Genomic DNA, 17,628 nt, shown 5'->3' with positions numbered 1-17,628 from the left:
CACCGGCCCGCACGAGGCCCCGGACGAGGACAAGGTGTTCACACGTGGAGCATCAACCGACCGGTCCACCGCCGCGCGGCAACGACGCTGCGGGCATCGGCACGAGCGGGGAAGGCCCGACCCGGCCGTCCCTGGCACCGTTGTCGTCCGCGTCGCGCCCGCCCGCCGGGCAACGGGTCCTCGGCCTGCTCGGGCTGGTGCTGGTCGTCAGCGCCGCCCTGGCGGGCTCCCTGGTGCTGGCCCGCACCGATCACCAGGCACGACCGGCGCCCACGGCCGAACCGATCATCGGGACGCTCGCGCTGCGCCCCGATCTGGTGCGCAGCGCCCGCTGGCCGTTCCGCGCCAATGCCGGTTTCGCCGAGTCGGGAGCCCCCGGCGACGACGACACCGGCCCCCCGCTGGACTACGAGAACATCGCCAACCCCTCGGCGGGCAGCCCCGAGACCGCGCTCAGCGTGGTCCAGGAGTTCTACCACCGCGTGCGGCAGGACCCGGCCGCCGCGACCGAACTCCTCGGCCCCGAACTGCTCAACGGTCAGCGCGAGCGGCTCAGCGCCGCGTGGGCGGCGGCGGACGCCGTGCGCGTCACGGCGGCCAGGGCCGAGCCCGATGGCGTGGTGCACACCGAGGTCGAGGTCGTCTACCCCGGCGGCGAGCGGGTGCTGCTGCGACAGGACCTGCGCGTGGCCATCGGCACGGTGCCGCACATCGTCGGCGCCGAACTGCGCTTCGCCCGCCACGTGCCCGCGGGCTGATGCGGGCGACCGGTCGGTCTCCGAATTCGCACAACGATGCGACAACGACGCATATCCGCTGGGCTGCCGACCGGCGCTGCGGGCCGGTCGGTACCGTTGGTGCCAACGCGATGACCGGCTGGTTACGAGGTGTAGCGCGTCAACCGGAGCAGGCGGTCACCACCAGCACAAACGAGGTTGGTTCCGGACGGCCCGGTGAGCGGGCCGCACCCGTCGAAATGACGAATCCGATCTTTTCGACTTCGGACCTACGCCGCGAGGCCGTGGGCTAGGCTGCCTTATCGCGGTTCGGGCGCAACCCGAGCCACATCGTGAACGTGTACATATTCGGGGGACCGGTGCCCGGTCCGCCAAATCCGCCGGATGTTCGGCGGGCCGCGAAGGGCGGTTCCGCTGGGCACCGATAGCAGTACGGGGAGACGTCGGTGAGCGACGAAGGTCGCCTGGTCGCCGGACGCTACCGGGTGCAGCGACGCATCGGCAGTGGCGCGATGGGCGTGGTGTGGGAGTGTGTAGACGAGCGCCTGCACCGCACGGTCGCGGTCAAGCAGTTGCTCCTGCAGCCAGGTCTGGATCCGGGAGAAGCCGAGGAAGCGCGGCAACGGGCGATGCGGGAAGGCCGGATCGCAGCCCGGCTCCAGCACTCCAACGCGATCTCGGTGTACGACGTGGCCGAGGACGAGGGCCAGCCGGTGCTGGTCATGGAGTACCTGCCGTCCACGAGCCTGGGCTCGATGATGTCCGAGCACGGCCCGCTGCCGCCTCGCGAGGTGGCGCGCATCGGCTCGCAGGTGGCCGCGGCGCTGGGCGCCGCGCACGCCGCCGGGGTGGTGCACCGGGACATCAAGCCCGGCAACATCCTGCTCGGGGACAACGGTGACGTGAAGATCACCGACTTCGGCATCTCCCGCGCGCAGGGCGATGTTCAGGTCACCAAGACCGGGATGCTGGCGGGCACCCCCGCCTACCTGTCCCCGGACGTGGCGATGGGCCAAGAGCCGACGCCGGCCTCGGACGTGTTCTCACTGGGAGCCACGCTCTACGCGGCCATCGAGGGCCGTCCGCCGTTCGGGCTCAACGAGAACACCCTCGCCCTGCTGCACTCGGTCGCCGCGGGCAAGGTCGACCCGCCGCAGCAGTCCGGGCCGATGGCCCAGCCGCTGCTGGCGATGATGTCCGCCCGCGTCGAGGACCGCCCGGACATGGCGCAGGTTCGCGAGATGCTGCAGGCGGTGGCCGACGGCGGGGTGGCGAACTCCGTTCCGACCATGGCCGCCCCGATCGCACCCGCGCTGGCTCCCGAACCCGGCCCGGACGACGCGACCAACGTCGTCGGCGCCGCCCAGGGCACCTCCGTCGCCTACTACGACGACGATCCGTACAGCGAGCGGCCGTACGAGGACGCCACCTCCTACATGGGCGGCGACCCGCGCGCCGATTCCGCGCTGCACGAGGAGCCGCGGCGCAGCAAGCGACCGCTGATCATCACCGCCATCGCGCTGGTGGCGGTCGCGGTGATCGCGGTGCTGGTCACCTCGGCGATGATGGGCTCGGACGAGGAGCCGCCCGCCCGGCCCGCCCCGTCCCCGCAGATGCCGGTTCCGCCGCCGCCGGAGACCTCCAGCGAGGAGGCCCCGACGACGACCGAGGAGGAGACCACCACCGAGGAGGAAACGACGACCGAGGAGAGCACCACGCAGGCGCCGACCTCGACGCCGGAGCCGACCTCGGAGGCCCCGCCCACTTCCTCGGCGGAGTCGCAGCCGACGACCAGCAGCGAGGGCAACGCGGGCGAACCGACGAGCCCGACGAGCTCGTCGAGCGACGCGAGCGCCGGGGGTGCCGAGGGCACTACCGGCACCGAGGACTCCAACACCGGTTGATCGAGTTCCCGTGCGAAGGCCGGGGTGTTCCGCACGCGCGGAGCACCCCGGCCTTCTGCGTTTGCAGGGACCGGGGTGCGGCCTCGAAAGCCCCGCACAGTAACGTGACCCCGTTGGGTGATACCGGCTGTGGGGATCCGGTCGGGTCGTTGTTGTGAAGAAAACAGGCAGTCCTTAAACCGGCGAGCCCTCGCGGGGCGAGCCAGTACCAGGAGACACCGGTGAGCGCCGAAGGTCGTTTGATCGCGGGCCGGTACCGCTTGCAGCAAAAGATCGGCAGCGGCGCCATGGGCGTGGTGTGGCAGGCGGTCGATGAGCGCCTGCACCGCACGATCGCCGTCAAGCAGCTGCTGCTGCAGCCCGGCTACACCCCGGAGGAGACCGAGGAGGCCCGCGAGCGCTCGATGCGCGAGGGCCGCATCGCCGCCCGGCTCCAGCACCAGCACGCCATCGCGGTGTTCGACGTGGCCGAGGACGAGGGCCAGCCGGTGCTCATCATGGAGTACCTGCCCTCGACCAGCCTCGCCGCGATCATCGACGAGCAGGGCGTGCAGCCCGCGCTGCGGGTGGCCCACATCGGCGTGCAGGTGGCCGGTGCGCTGGCCGCCGCGCACATGGCGGGCATCGTGCACCGCGACCTCAAGCCGGGGAACATCCTGCTCGGCGAGAACGACCTGGCCAAGATCACCGACTTCGGCATCTCCCGCGCGATCGGTGACGTGGCCGTCACCAAGAGCGGCATCCTCGCGGGCACCCCCGCCTACCTGGCCCCGGAGGTCGCGCTCGGCCGCGACCCGGCACCGGCCTCGGACGTGTTCTCGCTCGGCTCGACGCTGTACGCCTCGATCGAGGGCGGGCCGCCGTTCGGCACCGACGAGAACGCGATCAGCCTGCTGCACCGGGTGGCCCGCGGCCAGTTCGACCCCCCGCGCCAGGCCGGGCCGATGGCCCCCGCGCTGATGCAGATGCTGCGTCCGGACCCGGTGGATCGACCCACCATGGCGCAGACCCGCGAGCTGCTGCAGGCGGTGCTGGACGGCCGTCCGGTGCCGAACTTCGCACCGGGCGCGGGCTGGGCGCGCCCCGCTCCGCAACCGGCGGCGGCGCCCGCACCGCCGCAACCGCCGCAGGCGGGCGGCACCCTGCATGCCCCGCAGGCCGGGTTGGGCAACGGCACGAACCCGAACGCCTCCCCGCCGACGCGCGTCGGTGCCGCGGCTCCGCAAGCGGCGGTGGAACCGGAGCGGCGCCGGGGCAAGACGGTGGCGCTGTGGTTCGTGGCGATCGTCGTCGCGGCGCTGATCGGGATCATGGCCGTGAACGCCTTCGGCCAGCCCGGCGCGAGCAGCGACCAGGGCGCATCGCAGTCGTCCCCGGCACCGCAGCCCGAACCGGCCCCCGCGTCGACCACCTCGGCCGCGCCCACCACCACGAGCGCACCGCCGTCCACCTCGGCCGCGCCCACCAGCACTTCGAGCAGCGCGCCCACCACCAGCTCGCAGCAGAAGAAGCCGACCAAGAAGGAGCTGCTCTCCACGGTCGAGAAGTACTACGAGCTGGTGCCCGACGACCTGGACAAGGCGTGGAAGCTGCTCGGCCCCAGCCTGAAGTCCCAGGGCAAGGAGAAGTACGAGAAGTTCTGGAAGCAGATCGACGACGTGAAGATCGTCGGCGATCCCATGCTGTCCGGCAGCAACGTCCTGGTGAACCTGCAGTACACCAAGGACGGCAAGAAGATCACCGAGATGCACGTCCTGGGCATGGCCCAGACCGAGGACGGCGATCCGGTCATCAACACCGACCGCCACACCTGAGCCGATTCCCCGCCGGGACCGGCGGGCGAATCGGATGCTCGCCCGTCAGCTCCGGCCGGGACGGACGACGGCGCTCGCAGACTCCCGCAGGCACGCGAGGAAGGCCGTCGTCGCCGGGCGATCCGCAACGGGCTCCCGGACCGCCGCGTAGAGGCGCCGGACGGGCTCGGGATTGACCACCGGGCGGATCTCGACTCCCGGATGCACCACGTCGAGACCCAAGCTCGGAAGCAGGGCGACGCCGATGCCGGCCGCCACGAAGCCCTGCGCGGAGTAGGAACCGTCGGTCTCCAGCGCCACGTGCGGTGTGAAGCCGGCGCTGGCGTAGGCCTCGCGGAGCAGCACCGAGCAGATGTCACCGCTGGTCACCGCGCTGTTGATCCAGGACTCCCCGGACAGCCGCGCGAGGTCGACGCGGTCCTGCCCGGCCACCGGGTGCGACTCGGGAAGGACCACCCGGTACGGATCATCGGCCAGGTGCACCAGCCGCACACCGCGCCGCTGCGGCACCGCGTCACCGACGACGATCACCGACAGATCGGTCTCGCCCGCCACGACGTCGTCGAACAGTTCGGCCTCCTGCATCCGCAGATCGAGCTGCACCTCGGGATGCGTGGCGCGGAACCGGGCGACTGCGGGAGGGATGAGCCCGACGGCGGCGGTGTGGAAGAACCGGACGCGGAGCAGGCCGGTGCGTCCTGCGCGGATGTCGGCGAGTTCGGCCTCCGTGGCGCTGACCACCTCCGCGATCTTCCCGGCCCGCTCGGCCAGCAGCGAACCGGCCGGGGTGGGCCGGAGCCCGCGGCCCACCTTCTCCAGCAGCGGCGTGCCCGCTTCCTTCTCGAGCGCGGTCAGCTGCTGGCTGATCGCCGAGGGCGTGTAGCCGAGGTTGGTCGCCGCCGCGCTCACCGAGCCGCTGCTGACCACCGCGCGCAGCACCTGCATTCGTCGAACGTCAAGCACACCCCGATGGTACAGGTGAGCTTAACGATCCATTGAAAACATTTCGCTTGTTCTTACGCGACGCGCTCGCCAGGCTGGTCCCAGACGAACAGAACGACCGGAGGCCAGCCGTGCACACCAGGACCAGGTCATTGCGCCGCGCCGTGCGCACCGCGCTCACCAGGCTGCTCGACAACGGCGGTCGCGTCGCCGTGACCAACCACCCGATGAGATGACCGGCCCGCGCTCAGACCAGGCGGCGGTCGGTCGCCCAGCGGGAGAGCTCGTAGCGGTTGGACAGCTGGGTCTTGCGCAGGACGCTGGATACGTGGGTCTCCACCGTCTTGACCGAGATGAACAGCTCGGAGGCGATCTCCTTGTAGGCGTAGCCGCGGGCCAGCAGTCGCAGCACCTCGCGTTCGCGGCGGGTGAGCTGGTCGAGTTCCGGATCGCCGACCGGGGCGGAGTTCGGGCCCTCGGAGAAGGCGTCCAGCACGAATCCCGCCAGTCGCGGGGAGAACACGGCATCGCCCGCGCGGACTCGGACTATGGCGTCGACGAGCTCGCGGCCGGAGATCGTCTTGGTGACGTAGCCGCGGGCACCGCCCCGGATCACCGCGATCACGTCCTCGGCCGCGTCGGAGACCGACAGCGCGAGGAACACCGGCTCGCCGGACTTGTCCTCGCCCGACTTGGCGCGGACCTGTCGCAGCACCTCGGCGCCTCCGCCGTCCGGCATGTGCACGTCCAGCAGCACGACCTCGGGGGCGAAGTGCCCGATGCCCGCGACCGCCTCGGCGACCGAGCCCGCCTCGCCCACCACCTCCACGCCGTCGGCAGCGGCGAGCTCGGCGCGCACACCGGAGCGGAACAGCGCGTGGTCGTCGACCAGGAAAGCCCGGACCGGGCCGGCTTCCTCGGTGCTCTCTGCGCTCACGACATCCTCCAACGACATGGTTTCTCCTGGTGTTCGCAGTGCTGCGGGCTCCGCGGGTTCATCCGGCGGTCCTGGGCATTTCCATGGCCACCTCGGTCCCGGAACCGGGCGAGGCGCGCACGGTGGCCTCGCCGCCGTGGCGGCTCATCCGGCCGTGGATCGAGTCCGCCAGACCGTGCCGGTCCGCCGGCACCTCGGACTGGTCGAATCCCGCACCGCGGTCCCGGACGAAGACGGACACCCGATCCGGTTCGACCTCCGCGTAGAGGCTGACCTCGCTGACGCCCGCGTGCTTGGCGGCGTTGACCAGCGCCTCGCGCGCGGCCGCGAGCTGGGCGGTGATCCCGTCGTCGAGCTCGCAATCGCCGACCACCACCTGCTGCACGTTGATCGCGAAGTGGTCCTCGACCTCGCCGCAGGTCGCGGCCAGCTGCGCGGCGAAGGTGCTCGGCGCGGTTCCCTCCTCCTCGGCGCCCTCCCGTTGGACGCCGTAACCGCCCGGGCCGTACAGCCAGTTGCGCAGCTCCCGCTCCTGGCCGCGGGCCAGCCGCCGGACCTCCTTCTCGGATTCGGCCTGCTTCTGGATCAGCGCGAGCGTCTGCAGCACCGAGTCGTGCAGGTGCGCGGCGATCTCGGCGCGTTCCTGGGAGCGAATCCGGCTGGCGCGCTCGGTGTTGAGGTCCCCCACCAGCCGCACCCACCAGGGCACGGTCAGCACCGCCACACCGACCAGCGTGGCGCCCGAGGCCAGCAGGCCTGCCGGGACGCCCGCCATCGAAGTCGTGCTGCCCACCAGCAGCACGATGCCCAGCGCCACCAGCGCCGAGCCCGCGGCGACCCGCACCCACGCGCGGTTGCCCTGGGCGAACAGCGTGCCCGCCACTCCGGACCGGGCACCTTCCCGCCAGCGCACCCGCTGGGACTCGTCGGCTTCCCGCCACACCAGCACGACACCGAGCAGCGCCGCGACCAGCGGAGCGGTCACCCAGGCGGGGAGTGCCAGGATCGCGCCGAGCGCCACCATCGCGCCCGCGCCGAGCAGCAGCACGCCGAGGCCCTGCTGGCGCTCCAGGCGGGTGGCCGTGCGTCCGGAACCGGGCGACTGCCGCACGAACACCCACAGCAGGGCGTAGGCGACCACTCCCGAACCGCCGCCCACGCACAGCGCGGCGAAAACGACCCGCACCCACAGCACGCGCGTGCCGAGGTGCTCGGCCACCCCCGCGCACACCCCCGCGAGCAGTCGCCCGTCCCGGCTGCGGCGCAGCGGCGGGTAGGAGGTACCGGAGATCGTCCGCTGCGGCACCGTTTCCTGAACCGCCACGGCGGGCTCGGTCCTCCGCTCGTCCCAGGGCATCACATCATCGATGGTCACACGGTCGGTCGCGGTTGGGCATCAGGGACGGTCCCTGACTTTCCTGGCCGGACCCGGTTCCGGGACGGTCTCAGGGGCCTCCCGGATACCGGCGACGGCGCAGAAAACGGATAGTGGACGGCATGAACAGCACGCAGCAATCCGGTGGTTTCGAAGCCACCCTGCGCGACTTCTGGGCTACCCGCCCGGTGCGCCCGCGTCACGGGGGCAAGATCGCCGGGGTGTCCGCCGCCATCGGCAACCGCTACGGCGTGGACCCGATCCTGATCCGGGTCGCCTTCGTGGTCGGCGCGTTCTACGGCGGAGCCGGGATCACCCTGTACCTGCTGGCGTGGCTGTTGTTCCCGCGGGAGACCGAGCCGCGCCCGGGCGAAACCGAGCCGCGCACCGAGCCCGCTCCGGCCTGGCTGGCCGTGCTCCTGGTGCTGCTGCTGATCCCGGGCGTGTTCTGGCTGGCCGACTCGCTGGCCATCCTCGCGGTGGCCACCGGGCTGGCCGCGCTGTACGGGCTGCACGTCACGCGCGGCGACCGGCAGCGGGAAATGACTTCCAGCGCTTCGCCCCGGGCGGTGTCACCCGAGGGGCCGACCGGGGCGATGCCGACCGCCGAGAACACCTGGGTCTACCCGGGCGCGCAGGTCACCTCGGAAGCGCAGCAGACCCCGCCCGCCTGGGATCCGCTGGGCGCGGTCCCGCAAGGATGGGACCTGCCCGAACCGCCGCCGGAGCGCGAACCGGAGCCGCCGCGCCGCAGGTTCCGCTGGTACAACCCGCTCGCCGTGCTGGCCACCCTGTTCGTCGGCTTGGTGGGGATCGGCGTGTGGAGCCCGCCGGTGGTGCTCGCGGGCATGTTGGGTCTCGCGGGGCTGTTCCTGGTCGGCGGCGCCTTCCTTCGAGTCGGCCGCTGGCCGATCGTGCTGGCCGTACCGCTGGCGGCGCTGGCCGTGCTGACCGGGATCATGTACCCCGTCTACCAGGACCGCCACGTCGAGCTCTCGATGGGCGACCTGTACGTCAAACCCCTCGCCGTGAACGAACTCCAGCCTTCCTACGACCGCGCCGCCGGAACGATCGACATGGACCTTACCGAGCTGCCCATCTCCGATGGCGAGACCGTCCGGTCCTCGGCCGGGGTCGGAGCCGGGGTGATCACCGTCCGCGTTCCGCCCGACGTGGACGTCCAGTCGGTCTGCCGGAGCAACCTGGGCGAGGTGGACTGCCTGGGCATCACCGCCGACGGGCAGGGCGTGACCCGGACGATCCGGGACGACGGGCCCGACGGCCCGGGCGGTGGAAAGCTGGAACTGCAGCTCACGACGGGCACCGGACGAGTGGAGGTCATCCGTGACTGACGAGATCAACCACCGAACTGCGGGCCCGGACCCGATCCTGCTCGCCGCGGGGGCCATCGCCATCGTGATCGGCGGCGTCCTCCTCCTCGGGCTCGCCACGAGTCTACATTGGATTCTGGCCGCAACGGCGGTAGCAGCGGGCGTGGGAATGCTCATCGCCGCCGCTGTGAAAAAGGCCAGCAAATAGGCGAAATCCGCTCGCCCGAAAAGGTGGGCGGATTTCCCATCTCCATCTGGCAACTGACGTTCTCCGCTAGGAACTCCGGGAAATTCTCGGGGTGATCACTCGTTCGGCGAACTGGACTCTTCCAAAACTCGCCAACTCCTCCCGGTTTCCGCTGCGACCTCGCGATACTCCGGCTTGATCGATCCCTTTTCGTGCTCCCCCATCACGAAGGAGCTGTCATGGCCAGGAATCGCGTGCTAGCCACCGGCGCCGCGCTCGCGCTGTTCACCTCGCTCCCGCTCGCGCACGCAGCCGCGGCACCGGGCGCGCCCCAGCAGGAACCGCAGCCGAAGGCGGAGATCTTCTTCGACGACTTCTCCGGCGACCAGCTCGACCGTTCGAAGTGGACACCGGAGGTGACCGGCGAGAACTTCCAGACGGTCAACAACGAGAACCAGGCCTACGTCGACTCGCCCGAGACCATCTACATCGACCAAGCCGCCGAAGGCGCGCAGAACGGCGCTCTCGCGCTGCACGCGCGGTCCAAGGAGGGCTTCCAGGCGCCGGACGGGCAGACCTACGACTTCGTCTCCGGCCGCGTGAAGACCGCGGGCAAGGTCGACTTCACCTACGGCAAGTACTCGGCGCGCATCAAGCTGCCGGAGAACGCCACCGCCAGCGGGATGTGGCCCGCGTTCTGGTCGCTGGGCTCGAGCATCGAGAACGGCACCTCGTGGCCGAACTGCGGTGAGGTCGACGTGATGGAGCACGTCGGCGAGCCGTGGACCAGCTCGGCGATGCACGGACCGGAGTACCACGGCAACACCCCGATCACGAGCCAGCAGAACTTCGAGGGCTCGGACCCGGCGGCCTGGCACACCTACAGCGTGGACTGGACGCCGGAGGGCTTCACCTTCTTCGTCGACGGCCAGCAGACCTACCGGGTCACCAAGGCCGAGTTCGAGCAGAACGGCTGGTCCTGGGTCTTCGACGACCCGCAGTTCCTGATCCTCAACTTCGCGCTGGGCGGCGGTTACCCGAACGGCGTCAACGGCGTGACCGAACCCTACTTCGGGCTGCCCCAGGAGAGCGTGGACAAGATCAAGGCGGGCAACGCCCGCTTCCTCGTCGACTGGGTCCGGGTCGAGCAGAACTGACCCGCCGCACGCCGAAGGCCCCCTTCGACCTGGTCGGAGCGGGCCTTCGGCGTCGTTCGGAGGTGGGTCACTCCCACTCGATGGTGCCCGGGGGCTTGGACGTCACGTCGAGGGTCACCCGGTTGACGTCGGAGACCTCGTTGGTGATCCGGGTGGAGATCCGCTCCAGCACCTCGTACGGCAGGCGGGTCCAGTCCGCGGTCATCGCGTCCTCGCTGGAGACCGGGCGCAGCACCACCGGGTGTCCGTAGGTGCGGCCGTCGCCCTGGACGCCGACCGAGCGGACGTCGGCGAGCAGCACCACCGGGCACTGCCAGATGTCGCGGTCCATCCCCGCCGCGGTGAGCTCCTCGCGGGCGATCGCGTCGGCGGCGCGCAGCGTGCTCAGCCGGTCCGCGGTGACCTCGCCGATGACCCGGATGCCCAGGCCGGGGCCCGGAAACGGCTGGCGGTGCACGATCGTCTCCGGCAGGCCCAGCTCCAGGCCGACCCGGCGCACCTCGTCCTTGAACAGCGCGCGCAGCGGCTCGACCAGGCCGAACTGCAGGTCCTCGGGCAGCCCGCCGACGTTGTGGTGGCTCTTGATGTTGGCCGCGCCGGAGCCTCCGCCGGACTCGACCACGTCCGGGTAGAGCGTGCCCTGCACCAGGAAGTCGATCTGATCGCCTTCGGCACCCGCCTCGGCCTGCAGGTCGCGGGCGGCCTGCTCGAAGACGCGGATGAACTCCCGGCCGATGATCTTGCGCTTCTCCTCGGGGTCGGTGACCCCCTCCAGCGCGCTCAGGAACCGGTCGACCGCATCGATGGTCACCAGCTTGACGCCGGTCGCCGCCACGAAATCCCGCTCCACCTGCGCGCGCTCACCGCCGCGCAGCAGGCCGTGGTCGACGAACACGCAGGTCAGCTGCTCGCCGATGGCGCGCTGCACGAGCGCGCCCGCCACCGCGGAGTCGACCCCGCCGGACAGGGCGCAGATCGCGCGCTTGCCGCCGATCTGCTCGCGGATCGCGGCCACCGTCTCGTCCACGATGGACGAGGTGGTCCACTGCGGGCGGATCCCGGCGATGTCGTGCAGGAACCGGCGCAGCACCTCCTGGCCGTGCGGCGAGTGCGCCACCTCCGGGTGGTACTGCACGCCGGCCAGCCGCTTGTCCACGTCCTCGTAGGCCGCGACCGGGGTGTCCTTGGTGCCCGCCGTGACGGTGAAGCCCTCGGGAGCCTTGCTCACCGAGTCGCCGTGGCTCATCCACACCGGGTGGTGGCCGGGCAGGTCGGTGTGCAGCTTGCCGCCCGGGCCGGCGATCTCGATGTCGGTGCGGCCGTACTCGCGGACTCCGGTGTGCTCGACGGTGCCGCCGAGCGCGGCGGTCATGGCCTGGAAGCCGTAGCAGATGCCGAACACCGGAACGCCCGCGCCGAACAGCTCCGGGTCCACCTGCGGCGCGCCCTCGGCGTAGACGCTGGACGGGCCGCCGGACAGGATGATCGCCGCGGGGTCGCGCGCGATCATCTCGGCGACCGGGGTGTCGTGCGGCACGACCTCGGAGTAGATCTGGGCCTCGCGGACGCGCCGAGCGATCAACTGGGCGTACTGCGCGCCGTAGTCGACAACGAGAACAGGGCCTCGGGCACTGTTGGATGCGGAACCGGACACGTGGTCGCCGACCTCCTAGCTTCACCGGTGCGGTAGCCGCCATTGTCGCAGGTAACCACGGCCACAACCGCATCGGCCCAACACTCGCCCCCGGGCTCCCACCAGCCGACACGCCGACCCAACCCCACCCCAACCAGACCAACCCACCAAAAACCCCCAAAACCCCGACCCCGAATTCCCTGGAATTCGGGGTCGGGTTCGCGGGTGGGCGGGTCGGGCCGGACTCCGGGGGGGGGTGGTCAGACCAGGGGGAGGCGGAGGGCTGCTGGGGCTGTTGGGGGGACTGCCGGGGACGTGGGTTCGACCGGGTTGATCCGCCGGTAGCCGGTGTCCTGCTGCGGTCTGGGGTCGGATTCGCCCTTGTTCGGCCACATCGAGAAGGCGCGCTCGGCCTGCGCGGTGATCGTCAGCGACGGGTTCACCCCCAGGTTCGCGCTGACCGCCGAGCCGTCCACGATCGACAGGTCCGGGTATCCCCAGGCGCGGTGGTAGGCGTCGATGACGCCGGACTCCGGGCTGTCCCCGATCGCGCAACCACCCAGGAAGTGCGCGGTCATCGGGATGTCGAACAGCTCGCCCCAGGTACCGCCCGCGATGCCATCGATCTTCTCGGCGACCAGGTCGTTGGCCTGCTCGCCCGCCGGGATGTGCGTGGGGTTCGGCGATCCGTGGCCCTGCCGGGAGACCAGGAACTCCTTGCCGAAGATCCGCTTGACGCGGGTGATCAGCGAGTTGTCCAGGCTCTGCATGACCAGCAGGATCACGGTGCGCTCGCTCCAGTTGCGCACCGAGAGCATGCCCAGGCTCAGCTTCGGGTTCTCCTTGATGAACCGCAGCAGCTGCTTGACCCGCGAGCCCTGGCCCTCGCCCTTGGTCGCCGGGACCTGCAGCAAGCCCATCGCGTTGGCGCCCTTGGTGTAGCGCACCGGTTCGATGTGGGTGTCCTCGTCCGGGTGGAACGACGAGGTGATGGCAACGCCGCGGCTGAAGTCGCGCTCCGGGTCGACCTGCTGCATCTGCGAGCCGATGATCGCCTCGGAGTTGGTGCGGGTCAGGTGACCCAGCCGCTCGGAGAGCTCCAGGTCGCCGAGCTCCTTGCTGCGATGCAGCAGGTTCTGGGTGCCCCAGGTCCCCGCGGCGACCACGACCTGGTCGGCGCTGAAGATCTTCGGCTTGCGGTCGATCTTCTTGCCGGTGCGCTTGGTCAGCAGCCGCCAGCGGCCGTCGGTCCCCTTGCCGAGCCTGCTGACCGTGGTCAGCGGGAAGATCTCGGCCCCCTTGGCCTCGGCCAGGTAGAGGTAGTTCTTCACCAGCGTGTTCTTAGCGCCGACGGGGCAGCCGGTCATGCAGGCGCCGCACTCGGTGCAGCCGGTTCGGGCCGGGCCCGCGCCGCCGAAGTACGGGTCATCGTCGGTGCGGCCGGGCTCGCTGAAGTACACGCCCACCGGGGTGGTGTGGAACGAGTCCGCCACGCCCATGTCCGCGGCGACCTGCTTCATGATCACGTCGTGCGAGGTTTCCGAGGGCTGGTCGACGACGCCGAGCATCCGGGTGGCCTGGTCGTAGTAGGGCGCGAGCTCGGACTCCCAGTCGGTGATGTGCGCCCACTGGGAGTCCTTGTAGAACGGCTTGAGCGGCCGGTACAGCGTGTTGGCGTAGTTCAGGGAACCGCCGCCGACGCCCGCGCCTGCCAGGATCAGCACGTCGCGCAGCAGGTGGATCCGCTGGATGCCGAAGCAGCCCAGGCTCGGCGCCCAGAGGAACTTGCGAAGGTCCCAGGACGTCTTGGGCAGCTCCTCGTCCGAGAACCGCCTGCCCGCTTCCAGCACCGCGACCCGGTAGCCCTTCTCGGTCAGCCGCAGCGCCGCAACGCTGCCGCCGAAGCCCGAGCCGATGACCACCACGTCGAAGTCGGTACCCGTATCACCACGCTGTGCCATGCGGACCAGAGTAAGCCAAACTACTCACGAGTAGGAAGACGTCGCGCACCCCCGGCTCGCACCGCGCCGAGCGCCCCCGGCTCGCGCCCGCGCCGGATCAGGCGCGGAGCTGGAGACCGACCTTCTGGAACTCCTTGAGGTCGCTGTAGCCGGTCTTGGCCATGGCGCGACGCAGACCGCCGAACAGGTTCAACGTGCCGTACGGGTCGCTGCTCGGACCGAAGAGCAGGCGCTCGAGGTCGGCGTCCGAACCGGCGAACCCGACCATCTCGCTGCGCGGCAGGTTCGGGTGCGCCGCGGCCGGAGTCCAGTAGTAGCCCTGCGCGGGGGCCTCGGAGGACTCGGTCATCGGCTCGCCCAGCATCACCGCGTCCGCACCGCAGGCGATCGCCTTGGCGATGTCGCCGGAGTAGGACAGCGAACCGTCGGCGATGACGTGCACGTAGCGACCACCGGTCTCGTCCAGGTAGTCGCGGCGCGCCGCCGCGGCGTCGGCGATCGCGGTGGCCATCGGCACACCGATGCCCAGCACCTGCGTGGTGGTGGAGGCCCGGGACTGGCCGAACCCGACGATCACGCCCGCGGCTCCGGTGCGCATCAGGTGCATCGCGGTGCGGTAGTCGCCGACGCCGCCCGCGACCACCGGGACGTCCAGCTCGTTGATGAAGTTCTTCAGGTTCAGCGGCTCGCCGTCCCGGGACACGTGCTCGGCGGAGATGATCGTGCCCTGCACGAACAGCACCTCGACACCGGCCTCCAGCAGGAGCGGGGTGAGCTCCTCGGCGTGCTGCGGGCTCACCCGCGCAGCGACCGTCAGCCCCGCGTCCTTGACCTGCTTGAGCGACTCGACCAGCAGGTCGCGCTGGATCGGGGCCGCGTGCAGCTCCTGCAACAGCTTGATCGGCGCCTCGGGGTCGGTGCTCTCCTCGGCGGCCCGCACGATCTCGGCCAGCTTCGCCTCGACGTTGGAGTGCCGCGCCCACAGCCCCTCGGCGTTGAGCACGCCCAGACCGCCCAGCTGGCCGATGCGCACCGCGGTGGCCGGCGAGACGGTCGCGTCGGTCGGGTGCGTGACCAGCGGGATGTCGAACTTGTAGGCATCGAGCTGCCAGGCCAGCGAAACGTCCTGGGACGACCGGGTACGCCGCGACGGGACGATCTCGACGTCGTCCAAATCGTAGCCCCGCATGGCCGTCCGGCCCATGCCGATCTCAACCTGATCCCGCACCGTATGTCCTCCCTCGCGGCGCTGATGTCCAGCGCAACATTCTCTCCGCAGGTTCCCGGACCGCGCCGACCGGGGTGCGGACGATGAACCCGAACGTGCCGTTCCGGCCCGAATCGCCTCCTCGCCCCGTCCGATTCCTCCGGGAAACGGGCCCGGACGCGAAACCGGGCGCCGGGACGAAACCCGGCGCCCGGAATGCGCTGCGATCAGCGGGAGGTGTAGTTCGGCGCCTCGACCGTCATCTGGATGTCGTGCGGGTGGGACTCCTTGAGCCCGGCCGCGGTGATGCGGACCAGCTTGGCGTCCTGCAGCTGCGGAACCGTGGTGGAACCCGTGTAACCCATGCCCGAGCGCAGGCCGCCGACCAGCTGGTCGACCACCTGGGACAGCGGGCCGCGGAACGGCACCCGGCCCTCGATGCCCTCCGGCACCAGCTTGTCCTCGGAGAGCACGTCGTCCTGGAAGTAGCGGTCCTTGGAGTAGGACTTGCCCTGCCCGCGGGTCTGCATGGCGCCCAGCGAGCCCATGCCCCGGTAGACCTTGAACTGCTTGCCGTTGACCAGCACCAGCTCGCCCGGCGACTCGGCGGTGCCGGCCAGCAGGCTGCCCAGCATCACGCTGCTCGCACCGGCGGCGATGGCCTTGCCGATGTCACCGGAGTGCTGGATGCCACCGTCGCCGATGATCGGCACGCCCGCCGGCCTGCAGGCCGTGCTGGCCTCGTAGATCGCGCTGATCTGCGGCACGCCGACACCCGCGACCACGCGGGTGGTGCAGATCGAACCCGGCCCGACACCGACCTTGACCGCGTCCGCGCCCGCGTCGACCAGCGCCTGCGCGCCCGCGCGGGTGGCCACGTTGCCGCCGATGACGTCGACGGAGTTGCCCAGCTCCTTCTTCAGGGTGGCCACGGTATCCACCACCGCGCGGGAGTGCCCGTGCGCGGTGTCCACGATCAGCACGTCCACACCGGCGTCGACCAGGGCCATCGCGCGCTCGTGCGAGTCGGTGCCGACGCCGACCGCGGCACCGCACAGCAGCCGCCCGTCCGGGTCCTTGGTGGCGTCCGGGTACTGCTCGGTCTTGACGAAGTCCTTGACCGTGATCAGGCCGCGCAGCTTGCCCGCGCCGTCCACGATCGGCAGCTTCTCGATCTTGTTCCGGCGCAGCAGCCCCAGCGCGGCGTCCGCGGTCACCCCGACCTGCGCGGTGATCAGCGGCGCGGCGGTCATCACCTCGCGCACCTTGGCGGTGTAGTCCACCTCGAAGCGCATGTCGCGGTTGGTGATGATGCCCACCAGCGTGCCGTCCGGGTCGGTCACCGGGACCCCGGAGATGCGGAAGCGGGCGCACAGCGCGTCGACCTCGGCGAGGGTGTCCTCCGGGGAGCAGGTCACCGGGTCGGTGACCATGCCGGCCTCGGAGCGCTTGACCACCTCGGCCTGCGCGGCCTGCTCCTCGACGGACAGGTTGCGCTGCAGGATGCCGACGCCGCCCTGGCGGGCCATCGCGATCGCCATCCGCGCCTCGGTCACGGTGTCCATCGCCGCCGACAGCAGCGGGATGCGGAGCCGGACGTTGCGCGAGAGCTGCGTCGAGGTGTCCGCCGAGCTGGGGATCACATCCGATTCGTCGGGCAGCAGGAGAACGTCATCGAAGGTCAGACCCAGAGTCGCGAACTTCGAGGGGAGGCCGGGTGCGGAGAGTTCGCTGGTCATAGCGCGGGATGTGCCCTTCCTTCACGGTGTGGCTCAGAAACCTGTCAGGATGCGGGCCGCTCGGGTAACCAAGGCGTGCGCGTCCTGGGCGGGCTGTGCCGATAGCAACGCGGCGTTGAGTACAGAGATTCCCCGAATGATAGAGACCACAGGTCACCCCCCATATGCCCCGTCCCGGCAGAGGTGCGCCACGCCACGGAGCGTGAAAACGGCTCGTCCGCCCGGAACGCGCTCGGGAGGCGGCGTGCCGGAGTTCAAAGACACCTCCCCCTAGAGCCCCACACGACCGGCACAGCCGGTACCGTGCGGCCTGTGCCGCACGATCCGATGCCACCAGACCCGTTCGCGGGCGACCCGGAAGATCCGAGCATGGCACTCGGGGACCACGACGCCGAGGACGGACCGCCGCTCGGCGACGAGGAGCGCGCCGAGCTGCTCGCCGACCTCACCGATCTCGCCGTCTACCAAGCGCTGCTGGAACCGCGAGGTGTCCGCGGCATCGTGGTGGACTGCACCGACTGCGGCGAGTGCCACTACCACGACTGGGAACTGCTTCGCTCCAGCCTCGCCCAGCTGCTGCACGACGGGAAGATGCGCCCGCACGAGCCCGCTTTCAACCCCGACCCAGGTCATTACGTGACCTGGGAGTACTGCCGCGGCTACGCGGACGGGGTCACGGAGAACGAGAGCGCGCACTGACCGGA

The 17,628-nt window shown here is 70.7% G+C and carries 14 protein-coding genes; 7 read left to right on the top strand and 7 right to left on the bottom strand.

The window, feature by feature from the left end; genetic code table 11:
* Positions 1 to 44: 44 nt before the first annotated feature.
* From ABD289_RS01340 to ABD289_RS01330, 3 genes are all read left to right on the top strand, one after another.
* The gene (locus ABD289_RS01340; protein ID WP_344125544.1) at positions 45 to 758 is read left to right on the top strand and encodes a hypothetical protein; all 714 of its coding nucleotides are present in this window, start codon (positions 45 to 47) and stop codon (positions 756 to 758) included.
* A gap of 425 nt (positions 759 to 1,183) precedes the next feature.
* Positions 1,184 to 2,641: a serine/threonine-protein kinase gene (locus ABD289_RS01335; protein ID WP_344125542.1), complete on the top strand. Its 1,458-nt coding sequence runs from the start codon at positions 1,184 to 1,186 to the stop codon at positions 2,639 to 2,641.
* Between the two features lie 221 nt (positions 2,642 to 2,862).
* Positions 2,863 to 4,455 carry a serine/threonine-protein kinase gene (locus tag ABD289_RS01330; RefSeq protein WP_344125540.1) on the top strand — a complete coding sequence of 531 codons (1,593 nt, stop codon included), beginning with the start codon at positions 2,863 to 2,865 and terminating at the stop codon, positions 4,453 to 4,455.
* A 45-nt stretch (positions 4,456 to 4,500) separates the two neighbouring features.
* On the opposite strand, the gene ABD289_RS01325 is transcribed toward ABD289_RS01330, so the two are convergent.
* The 3 genes from ABD289_RS01325 to ABD289_RS01315 form a co-directional block, all read right to left on the bottom strand.
* On the bottom strand, positions 4,501 to 5,418 hold the full coding sequence (locus ABD289_RS01325) for a LysR family transcriptional regulator (RefSeq protein WP_344125538.1): 918 nt from the start codon (positions 5,416 to 5,418) through the stop codon (positions 4,501 to 4,503).
* 226 nt (positions 5,419 to 5,644) lie between these two features.
* Positions 5,645 to 6,334 (bottom strand): LuxR C-terminal-related transcriptional regulator, encoded by a 690-nt coding sequence (locus tag ABD289_RS01320; RefSeq protein WP_486374879.1) that lies wholly within the window; start codon positions 6,332 to 6,334, stop codon positions 5,645 to 5,647.
* Between the two features lie 58 nt (positions 6,335 to 6,392).
* Positions 6,393 to 7,691 (bottom strand): ATP-binding protein, encoded by a 1,299-nt coding sequence (locus ABD289_RS01315; protein ID WP_425564530.1) that lies wholly within the window; start codon positions 7,689 to 7,691, stop codon positions 6,393 to 6,395.
* A 140-nt stretch (positions 7,692 to 7,831) separates the two neighbouring features.
* On the opposite strand from ABD289_RS01315, the gene ABD289_RS01310 reads away from it, so the two are divergent.
* The 3 genes from ABD289_RS01310 to ABD289_RS01300 all read left to right on the top strand — a co-directional run bounded on the left by ABD289_RS01310 (position 7,832) and on the right by ABD289_RS01300 (position 10,384).
* Positions 7,832 to 9,061, top strand: a complete 1,230-nt coding sequence (locus tag ABD289_RS01310) for a PspC domain-containing protein (protein WP_344125532.1) — start codon at positions 7,832 to 7,834, stop codon at positions 9,059 to 9,061.
* On the top strand, positions 9,054 to 9,248 hold the full coding sequence (locus ABD289_RS01305) for a hypothetical protein (RefSeq protein ID WP_344125530.1): 195 nt from the start codon (positions 9,054 to 9,056) through the stop codon (positions 9,246 to 9,248). Before ABD289_RS01310 ends, ABD289_RS01305 begins: the two co-directional genes overlap by 8 nt.
* A gap of 218 nt (positions 9,249 to 9,466) precedes the next feature.
* Positions 9,467 to 10,384 carry a glycoside hydrolase family 16 protein gene (locus ABD289_RS01300; RefSeq protein WP_344125528.1) on the top strand — a complete coding sequence of 306 codons (918 nt, stop codon included), beginning with the start codon at positions 9,467 to 9,469 and terminating at the stop codon, positions 10,382 to 10,384.
* A gap of 67 nt (positions 10,385 to 10,451) precedes the next feature.
* On the opposite strand, the gene guaA is transcribed toward ABD289_RS01300, so the two are convergent.
* The 4 genes from guaA to guaB all read right to left on the bottom strand — a co-directional run bounded on the left by guaA (position 10,452) and on the right by guaB (position 16,924).
* Positions 10,452 to 12,038 carry a glutamine-hydrolyzing GMP synthase gene (guaA, locus tag ABD289_RS01295; RefSeq protein ID WP_344125526.1) on the bottom strand — a complete coding sequence of 529 codons (1,587 nt, stop codon included), beginning with the start codon at positions 12,036 to 12,038 and terminating at the stop codon, positions 10,452 to 10,454.
* Between the two features lie 239 nt (positions 12,039 to 12,277).
* Positions 12,278 to 13,978, bottom strand: a complete 1,701-nt coding sequence (locus ABD289_RS01290) for a GMC family oxidoreductase N-terminal domain-containing protein (RefSeq protein WP_344125524.1) — start codon at positions 13,976 to 13,978, stop codon at positions 12,278 to 12,280.
* A gap of 97 nt (positions 13,979 to 14,075) precedes the next feature.
* Complete coding sequence (locus ABD289_RS01285; RefSeq protein WP_344125522.1) at positions 14,076 to 15,206, bottom strand: GuaB3 family IMP dehydrogenase-related protein; 1,131 nt, start codon at positions 15,204 to 15,206, stop codon at positions 14,076 to 14,078.
* Between the two features lie 206 nt (positions 15,207 to 15,412).
* Positions 15,413 to 16,924, bottom strand: a complete 1,512-nt coding sequence (guaB, locus tag ABD289_RS01280) for an IMP dehydrogenase (RefSeq protein WP_344125520.1) — start codon at positions 16,922 to 16,924, stop codon at positions 15,413 to 15,415.
* 327 nt (positions 16,925 to 17,251) lie between these two features.
* Here guaB and ABD289_RS01275 point away from each other — a divergent pair, with 327 nt between their 5' ends.
* A complete protein-coding gene (locus tag ABD289_RS01275) occupies positions 17,252 to 17,623 on the top strand; it encodes a DUF5319 domain-containing protein (RefSeq protein WP_344126161.1) in 372 nt (123 codons plus the stop codon).
* Positions 17,624 to 17,628 lie beyond the last annotated feature (5 nt).

The organism is Saccharopolyspora halophila, assembly GCF_039531955.1.
In the GTDB taxonomy this organism is placed as follows: domain Bacteria; phylum Actinomycetota; class Actinomycetes; order Mycobacteriales; family Pseudonocardiaceae; genus Saccharopolyspora; species Saccharopolyspora halophila.
Note: the sequence above shows the minus strand (reverse complement) of the source record. Positions and strands in the feature narration are given on the sequence as shown.